The organism is Pseudomonas sp. LY-1, from assembly GCF_053502595.1.
Window position 1 is genome coordinate 1,263,756 of the sequence record NZ_CP094353.1, and the last position, 15,413, is coordinate 1,279,168.

13 protein-coding genes are annotated in these 15,413 nt (G+C 62.0%); 7 read left to right on the top strand and 6 right to left on the bottom strand.

Annotated features, from left to right (window positions below; all coding sequences use genetic code 11):
* Positions 1-172: 172 nt before the first annotated feature.
* A complete protein-coding gene (locus tag MOQ67_RS05750; RefSeq protein ID WP_126585797.1) occupies positions 173-1,114 on the top strand; it encodes an AEC family transporter in 942 nt (313 codons plus the stop codon).
* 27 nt (positions 1,115-1,141) lie between these two features.
* Here MOQ67_RS05750 and MOQ67_RS05755 read toward each other — a convergent pair whose 3' ends face one another.
* The 6 genes from MOQ67_RS05755 to gatC all read right to left on the bottom strand — a co-directional run bounded on the left by MOQ67_RS05755 (position 1,142) and on the right by gatC (position 6,367).
* Entirely contained in the window at positions 1,142-1,525 is a 384-nt protein-coding gene (locus MOQ67_RS05755) for a carboxymuconolactone decarboxylase family protein (protein ID WP_017845409.1), read from the bottom strand.
* Positions 1,522-2,568: a calcium/sodium antiporter gene (locus tag MOQ67_RS05760; protein WP_017845408.1), complete on the bottom strand. Its 1,047-nt coding sequence runs from the start codon at positions 2,566-2,568 to the stop codon at positions 1,522-1,524. The genes MOQ67_RS05755 and MOQ67_RS05760 overlap by 4 nt, the downstream gene beginning before the upstream one ends.
* A 58-nt stretch (positions 2,569-2,626) precedes the next feature.
* Entirely contained in the window at positions 2,627-2,998 is a 372-nt protein-coding gene (locus MOQ67_RS05765; protein WP_026139824.1) for a septal ring lytic transglycosylase RlpA family protein, read from the bottom strand.
* 157 nt (positions 2,999-3,155) lie between these two features.
* Positions 3,156-4,601, bottom strand: coding sequence for an Asp-tRNA(Asn)/Glu-tRNA(Gln) amidotransferase subunit GatB (gatB, locus tag MOQ67_RS05770; RefSeq protein WP_169884777.1), 1,446 nt, complete (start codon positions 4,599-4,601; stop codon positions 3,156-3,158).
* Between the two features lie 10 nt (positions 4,602-4,611).
* Positions 4,612-6,063, bottom strand: a complete 1,452-nt coding sequence (gene gatA, locus MOQ67_RS05775; protein WP_057004249.1) for an Asp-tRNA(Asn)/Glu-tRNA(Gln) amidotransferase subunit GatA — start codon at positions 6,061-6,063, stop codon at positions 4,612-4,614.
* A gap of 16 nt (positions 6,064-6,079) precedes the next feature.
* Positions 6,080-6,367 (bottom strand): Asp-tRNA(Asn)/Glu-tRNA(Gln) amidotransferase subunit GatC, encoded by a 288-nt coding sequence (gene gatC / locus MOQ67_RS05780; protein WP_017845404.1) that lies wholly within the window; start codon positions 6,365-6,367, stop codon positions 6,080-6,082.
* A gap of 210 nt (positions 6,368-6,577) precedes the next feature.
* Between gatC and mreB the strand changes: the two genes are divergently transcribed.
* The 6 genes from mreB (at position 6,578) to MOQ67_RS05810 (ending at position 15,408) form a co-directional block, all read left to right on the top strand.
* Positions 6,578-7,615, top strand: coding sequence for a rod shape-determining protein MreB (gene mreB / locus MOQ67_RS05785; RefSeq protein WP_002555108.1), 1,038 nt, complete (start codon positions 6,578-6,580; stop codon positions 7,613-7,615).
* A gap of 140 nt (positions 7,616-7,755) precedes the next feature.
* Positions 7,756-8,853: a rod shape-determining protein MreC gene (mreC, locus tag MOQ67_RS05790; protein WP_082118786.1), complete on the top strand. Its 1,098-nt coding sequence runs from the start codon at positions 7,756-7,758 to the stop codon at positions 8,851-8,853.
* Entirely contained in the window at positions 8,853-9,341 is a 489-nt protein-coding gene (mreD, locus tag MOQ67_RS05795) for a rod shape-determining protein MreD (RefSeq protein WP_026139904.1), read from the top strand. The genes mreC and mreD overlap by 1 nt, the downstream gene beginning before the upstream one ends.
* Before the next feature lie 51 nt (positions 9,342-9,392).
* Positions 9,393-9,989, top strand: a complete 597-nt coding sequence (locus MOQ67_RS05800; RefSeq protein WP_198717713.1) for a Maf family protein — start codon at positions 9,393-9,395, stop codon at positions 9,987-9,989.
* Between the two features lie 70 nt (positions 9,990-10,059).
* Positions 10,060-11,517, top strand: a complete 1,458-nt coding sequence (gene rng, locus MOQ67_RS05805; protein ID WP_046384684.1) for a ribonuclease G — start codon at positions 10,060-10,062, stop codon at positions 11,515-11,517.
* A gap of 75 nt (positions 11,518-11,592) precedes the next feature.
* The gene (locus MOQ67_RS05810; protein ID WP_198717714.1) at positions 11,593-15,408 is read left to right on the top strand and encodes a YhdP family protein; all 3,816 of its coding nucleotides are present in this window, start codon (positions 11,593-11,595) and stop codon (positions 15,406-15,408) included.
* Positions 15,409-15,413 lie beyond the last annotated feature (5 nt).

The window sequence follows — 15,413 nt, forward strand, 5'->3', positions numbered from 1 at the left end:
CGGGGGCAAGTCGAGTCGTCGCACCGCCCCTCCCACACTGAGTCTGCGTCAGACACACAACGGCGACCCTATGTGGGAGGGGGCTTGCCCCCGATAGCGGTCTATCAGGCGCCATTGGGCCGTATGGCTTATCATTAGCCCCCTAACAACGCCCACCAAGGTTCTCCCCGGCATGCTGGTTATCTTCCTCACCACCCTCACCATCACCGCGCCGGTGTTTGCCATGTTGTTCCTCGGTGTGCTGCTCAAGCGCATCAACTGGATCAACGACAGCTTTATCCACACGGCATCGTCCCTGGTGTTCAACGTCACCATGCCGGCGCTGCTGTTTCTCGGCATCCTGCATGCCGACCTGCATTCGGCGCTCAAGCCGGGTTTGCTGATCTACTTCGCCGTCGCCACGCTGTTGAGCTTTGCCCTGGCCTGGGGCTGGGCGATTTTGCGCTGCAAGCGTGAAGACCGGGGCATCTACGCCCAGGGTGCGTTTCGCGGCAACAACGGGGTGATCGGCCTGGCGCTGGCGGCCAGTATGTACGGTGATTACGGCATCTCCCTCGGCGCGATCCTCGCGGCGCTGGTGATCCTGTTCTACAACACGCTGTCGACCATTGTGCTGGCGGTGTACAGCCCGGTGATCAAGTCCGACCCGTGGAGCATCTGCAAAAGTGTGCTGGCCAACCCGCTGATCATCAGCGTGATCGTGGCCGCGCCGTTCGCCTATTTCCAGATCGGCTTGCCGGGCTGGCTGGAAAAATCCGCGCAGTACCTGGCCGATATGACGTTGCCGTTGGCGCTGATCTGCATCGGCGGCACCTTGTCGCTGGCGGCGTTGCGCAAGAGCGGCAACATGGCGCTGAGCGCGAGCTTGATGAAGATGGTCTGGCTGCCGGTGGTCGCCACCCTGGGGGCGTGGTTGCTCGGGTTTCGCGGGCCGGAACTGGGGATTCTGTTCCTGTACTTCGGCGCACCGACTGCAGCCGCGAGCTTCGTGATGGCCAGGGCGGCGCAGGGGAATCATGAGCTGGCGGCGGCGATTATCGTGATCACCACCTTGATGGCGGCGGTGACCACGAATATCGGGATTTTTGTGTTGCAGGCGGGCGGGTGGATCTGAGCTGTGCCGGTGATAGCTACCTGACCATCACTGCTTGTCCGCCTGATACGCCTCAATCACTTCCTGCGCCGCGCGAAACGCCTCGATCGCCGCCGGTACACCGGCATACACCGCGCAATGCAGCAGCGCTTCGCGGATTTCTTCGACGGTGCAGCCATTGTTCAGCGCGCCGCGCACATGGCCTTTGAGTTCCTGCGGGCACTTGAGCGCGGTGAGGGCGGCGAGGGTGATCAGGCTGCGCGTCTTCAGCGGCAAGCCTTCGCGGTTCCACACGCTGCCCCAGGCATGTTCGTTGACGAAGTCCTGCAGCGGCTGGGTGAATTCGGTGGCGTTGCCCAGGGCGCGGTCGACGAACGCATCGCCCATCACCTGACGACGCATTTCAACTCCGGGCTTTTTCTGATCGGTCATTGCGATTCCCTCTTGTGTTGGCGGCGCCAGGCTCGCAGCGTGCTGAACAACAGGAAAGCCACCAGCACTGGCAGGACGTAATACAGCATCAGTTGTTCAAGTTTGTTGGCCAGGCGCATGCCGGTGGTGAATGCCATCACATGCAGCCCATACGCCAGGTACAAGCCCAGCAGCACCAGGCCTTCGGCACGGGTCACGCGGTAGCCGGTATAAAACACCGGCAGGCACAACACCACCACGCCGAGCATCACCGGCAGGTCGAAATCCAGGGCATTGGGCGACACCGACAGCGGCGAGGGCGCGAGCAGCGCGGTCAGCCCCAGTACGCCCAGCAGGTTGAACAGGTTGCTGCCGATCACGTTACCCACGGCGATATCCCGCTGGCCGCGCAGGGCCGCGATCAGCGAGGTGGCCAGGCACGGCAGTGAAGTGCCGACGCCGATCAGCGTCAAGCCGATGATGCGTTCCGACAGGCCCAGGTCGCTCGCCACATCCACCGCCGCACCCAGCAACAAATGCCCGGCCAGCACCAGCACCAGCAAGCCGCCGAACATCAGCAATACGCTGCTCAACCAGGGCGCCTTGGCCACCGTGTCCAGCGTGCGCGGGCGCCGTGAGTGGCGGGTCTGGTAGTGCAGCACGCCGAGGTAGGCCAGCAGGGCCGCGAGCAGCAGCGAACCGTCGAGTGGTGTCAGTTCTTCATTGGCCGCCAGGGTAAACACCAGCAGGCCGGCGAGGATCATCACCGGGATATCCAGGCGCACCAGTTGCCGCGAGACCCGCAGCGGAATGATCAGCGCCGACAGGCCCAGGGTGACGAGGATGTTGAAAATGCTGCTGCCGATCACACTGCCCACGGCAATGTCGGTATTGCCGGCGAGGGTGGCTTGCAGGCTGACGGTCATCTGCGGCGCACTGCTGCCGAAGGCGACGATCGTCAGGCCGATGATCAGCGGGCGGACCTTGAGGCTGGCAGCCAGGCGCACCGCGGCGCGCACCAGGATTTCGGCGCCGACGATCAGCAGCACCAGGCCGCTGATCAATTCGATCAGGCTCCAGGGCGAGAGGGCGGTTAATCCGAAAATGGCCAGGGCTCCGTCGTCAATTGCTCAGGGCTTGCACACGAACCCGTGCGGTGCCGCTGCTCAGCATGCCCAGTTGCGCGGCGGCCTGGCGCGACAGATCGATCAGCCGCCCACGGGTGTGCGGGCCGCGATCGTTGATGCGTACCACCACGGATTTGTCGGTATTGAGATTGGTCACCTTGACCTGCGTGCCGAAAGGCAGGCGCCGATGGGCGGCGGTCAGGGCGTTCTGGTTGAAAGGTTCACCGCTGGCGGTTTTTTTGCCATGGTGCTTGGCGCCGTAGTAAGACGCGGTGCCGGTTTCGTCGTAGCCGTTGGGGTCGATGAGGCTGCTGGCGCAACCGGCCAGCAAAGAGAACACGGCTAAAAGGCCAAGTAAGCGCTTCATTCAAGGTATCCCCTTATCAAATGTGGGAGGGGGCTTGCTCCCGATAGTGGAGTGTCAGTCATTGATGTCTTGACTGAATCACCGCTATCGGGAGCAAGCCCCCTCCCACAGGAGGTCCGAGTCGAGCATGAAATCTCACTCGGCCCTTTCATCGCGATCAGCCTTCGAGCTTGCTTTTCAGCAGTTCGTTCACCTGTTGCGGGTTGGCCTTGCCCTTGGAGGCTTTCATGGCCTGGCCGACAAAGAAGCCGAACATCTTGCCGCGCTTGGCTTCGTCTGCCGCGCGGTACTGTTCGACCTGCTCCGCGTTGGCCGCGAGCATTTCATCGAGCACCGCCGAGATGGCGCCGCTGTCGGTGACTTGCTTGAGGCCGCGCTTCTCGATGATCTCGTCGCTGCTGCCCTCACCGCTGGCCATGGCTTCGAACACGGTCTTGGCGATTTTGCCGGAGATGGTGTTGTCTTTGATGCGCAGCAGCATGCCGCCCAACTGCTCGGCCGAGACCGGTGCTTCGTCGATTTCCAGGCCCTGCTTGTTCAGCAGGCTGCCCAATTCCACCATCACCCAGTTGGCCGCCAGCTTGGCGTCCCCGGCGATGCTCACGACTTTTTCGAAGTAGTCGGCTTGCTCACGGCTCGACGCCAGGACGCTGGCGTCGTAGACCGACAGGCCGAACTGCGCCTGGAAGCGCTCGCGTTTCTGCGGCGGCAATTCCGGCAGGGTGGCGCGCACGTCATTGAGGAACGAGTCCTTGATGACCACCGGCAACAGGTCCGGATCGGGGAAGTAACGGTAGTCGTTGGCTTCCTCTTTGCTGCGCATGGCGCGGGTTTCGTCTTTGTTCGGGTCGTACAGGCGAGTTTGCTGGATCACCTTGCCGCCGTCTTCGATCAGTTCGATCTGGCGACGCACTTCGGTGTTGATCGCCTTCTCGATGAAACGGAACGAGTTGACGTTCTTGATCTCGCAGCGGGTGCCGTACTCGACCTGGCCCTTTGGCCGGACCGACACGTTGCAGTCGCAGCGCAGCGAGCCTTCGGCCATGTTGCCGTCGCAGATGCCCAGGTAGCGCACCAGCGCGTGGATCGTCTTGACGTAGGCCACGGCTTCCTTGGCGCTGCGCATGTCTGGCTCGGACACGATCTCCAGCAACGGCGTGCCGGCGCGGTTCAGGTCGATGCCGGTGGCACCGTTGAACTCTTCATGCAGGCTCTTGCCGGCGTCTTCTTCCAGGTGCGCGCGGGTTACGCCGACACGCTTGATGGTGCCGTCTTCCAGCGGGATATCCAGGTAGCCTTTGCCGACAATCGGCAACTCCATCTGGCTGATCTGATAGCCCTTGGGCAGGTCCGGGTAGAAGTAGTTCTTGCGCGCGAACACGCTGTGCTGGCCGATCTCGGCGTCAATCGCCAGGCCGAACATCACCGCCATGCGTACCGCTTCCTGGTTCAGCACCGGCAACACACCGGGCATGCCCAGGTCTACCAGGCTCGCCTGGGTGTTGGGTTCTGCGCCGAACGTGGTGGCGCTACCGGAGAAAATCTTCGATTGGGTGGCGAGCTGGGTATGAATCTCCAGCCCGATCACGACTTCCCATTGCATAGTGTTCTCCTCAGAAGCCGGTAGGGGTGCGAGTGTGCCAGTCGGTGTTCAACTGGTACTGGTGCGCCACATTGAGCAGGCGGCCTTCCTGGAAGTACGGGGCAAGCAATTGCACGCCGACCGGCAGGCCATCGACGAAACCGGCGGGCATGGACAAGCCCGGCAAGCCCGCGAGGTTGGCGGTGATGGTGTACAGGTCTTCCAGGTACTCGGCGATCGGGTCGCCGGTCTTGGCGCCGATCTTCCAGGCCGGGTTCGGCGTGGTTGGGCCGAGGATCACGTCGACTTCTTCGAACGCCGCCATGAAGTCGTTCTTGATCAGGCGACGGATTTTTTGCGCCTTGAGGTAGTACGCGTCGTAGTAACCGGCCGACAGGGCGTAGGCACCGACCATGATCCGGCGCTGCACTTCGACACCGAAGCCTTCGCCACGGGAACGTTTGTACAGGTCGTTGAGGTCTTTCGGGTTTTCGCAGCGGTAACCGAAACGCACGCCGTCGAACCGCGACAGGTTGGAGGACGCTTCGGCCGGCGCGATCACGTAGTACGCCGGAATCGCGTGCTGGTTGTTCGGCAGGCTGATTGGCTTGATCACGGCGCCGAGCTTTTCCAGCTCCTTGACGCTGTTGTGGACCAGTTCGGCGATACGCGGGTCGAGGCCGGCACTGAAATATTCGTTCGGTACGCCGATGCGCAGGCCTTTGAGCGAGGTATTGAGGCTGGCGCTGTAGTCCGGCACCGGCTCGTCGACGCTGGTGGAGTCCTGTGCGTCGAAGCCTGCCATACCTTGTAACAATATTGCGCAGTCTTCGGCAGTGCGTGCCAGGGTACCGCCCTGATCAAGGCTGGAGGCGTAGGCGATCATGCCCCAGCGGGACACGCGACCGTAGGTCGGCTTCAGCCCGGTGAGGTTGGTGAACGCGGCGGGCTGGCGGATCGAGCCGCCGGTGTCGGTGGCCGTGGCCGCCGGCAGGAAGCGCGCGGCAACCGCCGCCGCCGAACCACCGGACGAGCCGCCTGGCACGCAGTCCAGGTTCCACGGGTTTTTCACCGCGCCGTAGTAGCTCGACTCGTTGGCCGAGCCCATGGCGAATTCGTCCATGTTGGTCTTGCCCAGGGTCACGGCCCCGGCGGCGGCCAGCTTGGACACCACGGTGGCGTCGTAGGGCGCCTTGAAGTTGTCGAGCATCTTCGAGCCGCAGCTGGTGCGAATGCCCTGGGTGCAGAACAAGTCCTTGTGGGCGATCGGTGCGCCCAGCAGCGCGCCGTTCTCACCGTTGGCGCGACGTGCGTCGGCGGCCTTGGCCTGGCTCAAGGCCAGCTCCTCGGTGATGCTGATGAAGCTGTTGACCTTGGGGTCGAGCTCGGCGATACGCGCCAGCAAGGTCTTGGTCAGCTCTTCGGAAGAAAACTTTTTGTCGGCGAGACCGCGGGCGATCTCGGCCAGAGTCATGTGATGCATGAAAGGCTCTTTCCCTTTAGTCGATGACTTTCGGAACCAGATACAGGCCGTTTTCGACCGCTGGCGCGATGGACTGGTAGGCCTCGCGATGATTGACTTCGGTCACGACGTCTGCGCGCAGGCGCTGGGTGGCTTCCAGCGGGTGAGCCAGGGGCTCGATGCCGTCGGTATTCACGGCCTGCATTTGGTCAACCAGCCCGAGAATGCTGTTCAGGGCTGCGGTGGTCTGTGGAAGATCGGCATCATTCAGGCCAAGCGAGGCCAGATGTGCGATTTTTTCCACGTCGGAGCGTTCAAGCGCCATGGGATTCTCCAGTGGAAAACAGAACGGAGGGCGTCCGTGTGTTAGATTGTCGGAACACTACCGCATTTCTACGGTCATATGGCCGCGATTGTGGGGGTTGGTGCGTAGAAAGTCGGCCAATTTAGCACATTGGCGCCTTGCCCAAAATCCCTGTCGTTGTTAGAGTTTGCCGCACTTTTTTACCCACGCGTTGCCTAGGGTCCTTTCCCCATGTTCAAGAAACTGCGTGGCATGTTTTCCAGCGATCTTTCCATTGACCTGGGCACTGCCAACACCCTTATTTACGTGCGCGAGCGCGGTATCGTCCTGAATGAGCCATCGGTTGTGGCTATTCGGACCCATGGTAATCAGAAAAGTGTCGTTGCCGTCGGCACCGAGGCCAAGCGCATGCTCGGCCGAACACCAGGCAATATCGCGGCCATTCGTCCGATGAAAGACGGCGTGATCGCCGACTTCAGTGTCTGCGAGAAGATGTTGCAGTACTTCATCAACAAGGTTCACGAAAACAGTTTTCTGCAGCCCAGCCCTCGTGTGCTGATCTGCGTACCGTGCAAGTCCACCCAGGTGGAGCGTCGTGCCATCCGTGAATCGGCCCTTGGTGCCGGTGCCCGTGAAGTGTTCCTGATCGAAGAGCCGATGGCTGCTGCGATCGGTGCCGGCCTGCCGGTTGAAGAAGCGCGCGGTTCGATGGTGGTGGATATCGGTGGTGGTACCACTGAAATCGCCCTGATTTCCCTGAACGGTGTGGTGTATGCCGAATCCGTCCGTGTGGGCGGTGACCGCTTCGACGAAGCGATCATCACTTATGTGCGTCGCAACTACGGCAGCCTGATCGGCGAATCCACTGCCGAGCGTATCAAGCAGGAAATCGGCACCGCTTATCCGGGTGGCGAAGTGCGCGAAGTCGATGTGCGCGGTCGCAACCTGGCCGAAGGCGTGCCACGTGCCTTCACCCTGAACTCCAATGAAGTGCTCGAGGCTCTGCAAGAGTCCCTGGCCACCATCGTTCAGGCGGTGAAGAGCGCGCTGGAGCAATCGCCGCCGGAGCTGGCTTCCGATATCGCCGAGCGTGGCCTGGTACTGACCGGTGGTGGCGCCTTGCTGCGCGACCTCGATAAGTTGCTGGCCCAGGAAACCGGCCTGCCGGTGATCGTCGCCGAAGACCCGCTGACCTGCGTCGCCCGTGGCGGTGGCCGTGCACTGGAAATGATGGATAAACACACCATGGACCTGCTCTCCAGCGAATAAGTGATTGCTGGTAAGCCCATGTTTCGCCCGCAGGCAGCACTTTGCAGTGCTGCCTGTTGGCGTTTATCTTCTTCAATCTGCATCCAGGCCGGTTAGATGCCGTATGAATAGAGAGAACATTTGCCTGGGAGGAGCGGCCTATTAAACCGCTTTTCGCCAAAGGCCCCTCATTGGGCGTGCGCTTATTGGTGCTGGTCGTGCTTTCGGTCGCGCTGATGGTGGTCGATGCTCGCTTTGCACTGCTCAAGCCTGTGCGTAGCCAGATGTCGCTGGTGTTGATGCAGACTTACTGGATCACCGACCTGCCGCAACGTCTCTACCAGGGCGTGGCCAGCCAATTCGGCAGCCGCACCGAGCTGGTCGCCGAGAACGAAAAACTCAAGACTGAAAACCTGCTGCTGCAGGGGCGCATGCAAAAGCTGGCGGCCCTCACCGAGCAGAACGTTCGGCTGCGCGAGTTGCTCAACTCCTCCGCTCTGGTCAACGAGAAGGTCGAAGTCGCCGAGTTGATCGGCATGGACCCCAACCCCTTTACCCATCGCATCATCATCAACAAGGGTGAGCGCGACGGTGTGGTCCTCGGCCAGCCGGTACTCGATGCCCGTGGCCTGATGGGGCAGGTGGTCGAGTTGATGCCCTACACATCGCGGGTATTGCTGCTGACAGACACCACCCACAGCATTCCGGTGCAGGTCAACCGCAACGGCCTGCGCGCGATTGCCAGCGGTACGGGTAACCCGGAGCGGCTGGAACTGCGTCATGTGGCCGACACCGCGGATATCAAGGAAGGCGACCTGCTGGTCAGTTCCGGCCTGGGTCAGCGCTTCCCGGCGGGTTATCCGGTGGCGACGGTCAAGGAGGTGATCCACGACTCCGGCCAGCCTTTCGCGATTGTCCGCGCCGTGCCGACGGCCGCGCTGAACCGCAGCCGCTACCTGTTGCTGGTCTTCAGCGACAACCGCACCCCGGAAGAGCGCGCCAACGACGCCGCTCAGGCCCAGGAAGCGGAAGACAAACGCAACGGCACCGCGCCGATCATCCCGGCGACCGTACCCAAACCCGCGTCAGCCACACCGCCTGCAACAGCGCCGGCGGTAACTGCGCCCGTGGCCACGCCAGCCAAGCCGGCCGCTCACAGCGCTCGCCCGGTGAAACCGGCGGCGACCAAACCGCCGGCCGCCGCGCCTGCGCCCGCGACGCCCGCCGCCCGGGCAACCACGCGGCAGAGGGAGGAATAATGGCCGGTACTCATTCGCACAATGGCTGGATCGTCTGGCTGACCTTTGCTCTCGGCTTGCTGCTCAGTGTTTCGCCGCTGCCGCAGTTCATGGAAATCCTGCGTCCGCTCTGGCTGGCCCTGCTGCTGGCATTCTGGTCGCTGAACCTGCCGCACCAAGTGGGCATGGTCACGGCAATGTTTCTGGGCTTGGCGGAAGATGTGCTCTATGGCACCTTGCTGGGGCAGAACGCGTTGATCCTGACCTTGATCACCTTCCTGGTGCTCTCATTGCAGCAGCGCCTGCGCATGTTCCCGATGTGGCAACAGTGCCTGGTGATCCTGGTGATCTTCGGCCTGGCGCAGTTGGTGCAGCTGTGGCTCAGTGCCTTGACCGGCAACCGACAGCCGACCTTGGCACTGGTGTTGCCGGCCCTGGTCAGCGCGTTGCTGTGGCCGTGGGTCAGTTTCGGTCTGCGCGGGTTATGTCGCCGCTATAAAATCAATTGAATGGATTGCGAGGCTCTGCCTGGTTATCGAACCCCACAGGGAGAGTCTGCAATGAATTCGCTTTATCTGGCCTCGGGCTCCCCAAGGCGGCGTGAACTGCTGACCCAGATCGGTGTGCCGTTCACCGTGGTCAGCGCCGCGATTGATGAAACGCCTCTTACCAACGAATCTCCCGTTTCCTACGTCGAGCGTCTGGCGCGCGCCAAGGCCGCGGCGGGTTTCGCTGCCCTCGGGGAAACCTCCGGGGCCTGTGTGCTGGGCGCCGACACGGCGGTGATCGTCGACGGCCAGATCCTTGGCAAACCGGTGGATCAGGCCGACGGCCTGGCCATGTTGCTGGCGCTGTCAGGGCGTGAACATGAAGTGCTGACGGCCGTTGCTCTCACGGACGGTCAGCGCTGTGACACCCGATGTGTAAGCAGTCGCGTACTTTTTCGTGGGATTTCTGTCGAGGAGGCTACAAGCTACTGGCACAGTGGCGAACCTCAGGACAAGGCCGGGGGTTATGCTATCCAGGGGCTGGGCTCGGTGTTCGTGGCCGGGCTCAATGGCAGTTATTCCGCCGTGGTCGGCTTGCCGGTGTGCGAAACCGCGCAGTTGCTTGGCCAATTCGGCATACCCTGTTGGCAAAACCTTACCGCGCGCTGAACGCCGTACACCAGCGCCCAGCCTTAAGCGATCGGCCACTATTGTGAAAACGCCTGAACGAGACCCAGCCATGAGTGAAGAGATTCTGATCAATATCACGCCGATGGAATCGCGCGTGGCGGTGGTAGAGAACGGTGTTCTGCAGGAAGTTCACGTCGAGCGCACCCAGAAGCGCGGGATCGTCGGCAACATCTATAAAGGCAAGGTCGTGCGCGTATTGCCCGGCATGCAGGCCGCCTTCGTCGATATCGGCCTGGATCGCGCCGCGTTTATCCATGCCTCGGAAATTTCCCTGCGTGAAGGCCCGGCGGTGGAAAGCATCAGCGCCCTGGTGCATGAAGGGCAGAGCCTGGTGGTGCAAGTCACCAAGGACCCCATCGGCTCCAAAGGTGCGCGGCTGACCACGCAACTGTCGATTCCTTCGCGCTACCTGGTGTACATGCCGCGCACCGCCCATGTCGGCATTTCCCTGAAGATTGAAGACGAAGCCGAGCGCGAGCGTCTGAAAAAAGTGGTCAGCGACTGCGTTGCCGCCGAGGGCATCAAGGAAGCGGGTGGGTTTATCCTGCGCACCGCCGCCGAAGGCGCCGGTGCCGATGAAATCCTCATGGATATCCGCTATCTGCGGCGCCTGTGGGACCAGATCGGCACACAGATCAAGACCGTCGGCGCCCCCAGCGTGATCTATGAAGACCTGGGCCTGGCCCTGCGCACCTTGCGTGACCTGGTCAGCCCCAAGATCGAGAAAATTCGCATCGACTCGCGGGAAACTTTCCAGCGCACCACGCAATTTGTTGCCGAACTGATGCCGGAAATTGCTGACCGCCTGGAGCATTACCCTGGCGAGCGGCCGATCTTCGACTTGTATGGCGTCGAAGACGAAATCCAGAAAGCCCTCGAACGCAAAGTGCCGCTCAAGTCCGGTGGCTACCTGGTGGTGGACCCGGCCGAAGCCATGACCACCATCGACGTCAACACCGGTGCGTTCGTGGGGCACCGCAACCTTGAAGAGACCATCTTCAAGACCAACCTCGAAGCGGCCACTGCGATTGCCCGCCAATTGCGCCTGCGCAACCTGGGCGGGATCATCATCATCGACTTCATCGACATGGAAGATGAAGAACACCAGCGTCAGGTGCTGCGCACCCTCGAGAAGCAGCTGGAACGTGATCACGCCAAGACCAACATCATCGGCATCACCGAGCTGGGCCTGGTGCAGATGACCCGCAAGCGCACCCGCGAAAGTCTCGAGCAAGTGCTGTGCGAGCCGTGCAGCAGTTGCCAGGGGCGCGGTAAATTGAAGACCCCTGAAACGGTTTGCTACGAGATTTTCCGGGAAATCCTACGAGAGGCACGAGCCTACCAGGCTGAAGGTTATAGAGTGCTTGCCAACCAGAAAGTGGTCGACCGCTTGCTGGATGAAGAGTCCGGTAACGTGGCTGAACTGGAAGGGTTTATCGGGCGCACCATTCGTTTTCAGGTCGAAACCATGTACTCCCAGGAACAATACGACGTGGTGCTGCTCTGATTTTCATTCATTGGCTTTCCCTGAACCCGACAGACCTGGATCTGCGGTCCGACTACTGCCTGAGGGTCGCTTGACATGGAGCGTCTGACACGCTTTTTTGCCGCTTTGACCCGCTGGGGCCTGGGCCTGTGCGCCCTGCTGCTGGTATTGGCGGCGCTGTACGTGAGCCTGGGGCGTGAATTGACCCCGCTGGTCGCCGAATACCGCGCAGAAATCGAAGCCAAGGCCCAGGCCGCGGTGGATATGCCGCTGCAGATCGGTCGCCTTGAAGGCCGCTGGAGCGGTTTCGCCCCTGTGTTGCTGGCTCATGACGTGATGGTGGGCGAGGGCAGCAATGCCTTGCGCCTGGACCAGGTGCAGGTGGTGCCGGACATCTGGGCCAGCCTGATGGCGCGCGACGTGCGTATTGCCCACCTGGAAGTCAGCGGCCTGCAACTGAGCGCCAGGGAAGACAAGGATGGCCACTGGGCGCTGCAAGGCCTGCCGGTGCAGGACGACCAGCCGCTGGACCCGGAACAGTTGCTCAAGCGCATGCAGAGTGTCCAGCGCGTGTCGTTGCTGGATAGCCAGGTCACGTTGCAGCCGTTCGACCAGGCGCCGCTGACCTTCACGTATGTGGGCCTGAGCTTGCAAACGGGCGCGACCCGCCAACGCCTGGACGCCCGCCTGACCCTGCCGGATGGCCAACCCCTGGCCCTGAGCCTGCGCACGCAGATCCGCGCCAGTGCCTGGAAAGACGCTGAGGTCCAGGCCTACCTGAGCCTGCCCCAGAGCGATTGGGCCAAATGGGTCCCGGCCAGGTTGACCCAGCAGTGGAAACTCACGCAGTTCAAGGCTGGCGGTGAATTCTGGCTGACCTGGGCCAAAGGCACCGTGCAAAGCGCGGTGGTGCGCCTCAACTCGCCGCAAGTGAAGGGCAGCTACGCCGACCGCAAGCCGGTCCACATTGAAAACCTCGCCCTGACCGCCTACCTGCAACGCAGTGAGAGCGGCCTCAAGGTGCTGTTCGATTCGTTGGCGATGAACATCGGCGATAGCCGTTGGGAATCGCGTCTGCAATTGCAGCAACGCCTGGCCACCGACAAGGCGCAGGAAGTCTGGAACCTGCAGGCCGACCGCCTCGACCTGACCCCGATCACCCCGTTGCTCAATGCCTTGGCGCCGTTGCCGGAAGGTTTCGCCAAGACGATCGAACACCTCAAGGCCACCGGTCTGCTGCGCAATGTGCTGGTGGATTTTCGTCCGCAGGACACGACCGATCAGAAAGTCAGCTTTGCCGCCAACCTCGAGCGGGTGGGCTTCGACGCCTACTTCGGCGCTCCTGCCGCACGTAACGTTTCCGGCAGCATCAGCGGCGACCTGGGGCAGGGCGAGCTGCGCATGGACAGCAAGGACTTTTCCCTGCACCTCGACCCGATCTTCGCCAAGCCCTGGCAGTACATCCAGGCCAATGCGCGCCTGACCTGGAAGCTCGATCAGCAAGGTTTCACCCTGATCGCGCCGTATATCAAGGTGCTGGGCGAGGAAGGCAAGGTCGCCGCCGACTTCCTGATTCGCCTGCATTTCGACAATAGCCAGGAAGACTACATGGACCTGCGGGTCGGCATGGTCGATGGCGATGGACGTTTCACGCCTAAATACCTGCCGGCGGTGCTGAGCCCGGCGCTGGATGAATGGCTGCGTACCGCGATTCTCAAAGGCGCGGTCGATGAAGGCTTCTTCCAGTACCAAGGCTCGCTGAATCACGGTGCGTTGCCGGCTTCGCGCAATATCAGCCTGTTTTTCAAGGTGCATGACGCTGAGTTGGCGTTCCAGCCGGGCTGGCCCCATGTGAGCAAGGTCAACGGCGAAGTGTTTGTCGAGGAGAGCGGTGTCCGCATCCTGGCCAGCAAGGGCCAACTGCTCGATACCGGCGTCAAGGACATCTACGTCAATATCCCCCACGCGCCCGCGGGCAAGGACAGCCACTTGCTGCTCACCGGTGAGTTTGCCGGTGGCCTGGGTGATGGCGTGAAAATCCTCCAGGAAGCACCGATAGGCACCGCTTCGACCTTTGCCGGTTGGAAAGGCGAGGGCGATCTACAGGGCAAGCTGGACCTGGATATCCCGCTGGCCAAGGGCACCGAACCGAAGATCGTGGTGGATTTCCAGACCGACAAGGCGCGCCTGCAATTGGCTGAGCCGCCTCTGGACCTGAGCCAGCTCAAGGGGGATTTCCGCTTCGACAGCGCCAAGGGCCTGAGTGGGCAGAGCATCACGGCGCAAGCCTTCGATCGGCCGATCACCGCGCAGATCTTCGCGGATGGCAAGCCGGGCAGTATCAGCACCCGCGTTACCGCCAAAGGCCAGGTCACGGTCAAGCGCCTGACGGACTGGTTGAAAATCAGCCAGCCGCTGCCGGTGTCTGGTGATATTCCGTACCAGTTGCAGCTCAATCTGGACGGTGCCGACAGCCAGTTGAGGGTCAGCTCCAACCTCAAAGGCGTGGCAGTGGACCTGCCGGCGCCGTTCGGCATGGCGGCCAGCCAGGGTCGTGACAGCGTGTTCCGCATGACCTTGCAGGGCGCCGAGCGCCGCTACTGGTTCGATTACGGCGACCTGGCGAACTTCACCTTTGCTGCGCCGCCGGATAAATTCAGCGACGGCCGCGGCGAGTTGTTTCTCGGCGATGGCGATGCGCTGCTGCCCGGTGGCAAGGGCCTGCGCATTCGCGGTGTGCTGTCGGAACTGGACATCGACCCGTGGAAGAAACTCATCGATCGCTACGCGGGCAACGACCCGGGAGGCAGCGCGAAACAGCTGTTGAGCGGCGCCGACTTCAAGGTGGGCAAGTTGACTGGCTTTGGGCAGCAGTTCGACCAGGTCAACCTCCAGCTTGACCGCAAACCCTCGGCTTGGGGCCTGCAGTTCGACAGCCAGCAGGCCAAGGGCACGGTCAACCTGTCGGACGCCAAGGGCGCACCCATCGCGGTCAACCTGCAGTACGTGAAGCTGCCGGCGGTGGACCCGACGGTACAGGCGGATGAAAATGCGCCGGACCCATTGGCCGACATCGATCCCAAGGATATTCCAGCGCTGGACATCAGCATTGATCAACTGTTCCAGGGGCCGGACCTGATCGGCGCGTGGTCGCTGAAGATCCGACCGACCGCCAAGGGCCTGGCCTTCAACAACCTGGACCTGGGCCTCAAGGGCATGCTGCTCAAGGGCGCTGGTGGTTGGGAAGGCGCGCCGGGCGACAGCAGCAGTTGGTACAAAGGGCGCCTGGATGGCAAGAACATTGCCGATGTCCTCAAGGGCTGGGGCTTTGCGCCTACCGTGACCAGTGAAGATTTCCACCTGGACGTGGATGGTCGTTGGCCGGGCTCCCCCGCCTGGGTCGGGCCCAAGCGTTTTTCCGGCAGCCTGGATGCAACATTCCGCAAAGGCCAGTTCGTTGAAGTGGAAGGTGGCGCCCAGGCGCTGCGGGTGTTCGGCCTGCTTAACTTCAACTCCATCGGCCGTCGGTTGCGCCTGGACTTCTCCGACCTGCTCGGCAAAGGCTTGAGTTATGACCGGGTCAAAGGCTTGCTCGCGGCCAGCAACGGGGTGTTTGTGACCCGCGAGCCGATCACCCTGACGGGGCCGTCGAGCAACCTGGAGCTTAATGGCACCCTGGACCTGGTGGCTGATCGCGTGGATGCCAAGCTGCTGGTGACATTGCCGGTGACCAACAACCTGCCGATCGCCGCGCTGATTGTCGGCGCGCCGGCCATTGGTGGCGCGCTGTTCCTGATCGACAAGCTGATCGGCGACCGGGTTTCGCGGTTTGCCAGCGTGCAGTACAAAGTCGAAGGACCATGGAAAGACCCGAAAATCAGCTTCGACAAGCCATTTGAAAAACCAAACTGAGAGCC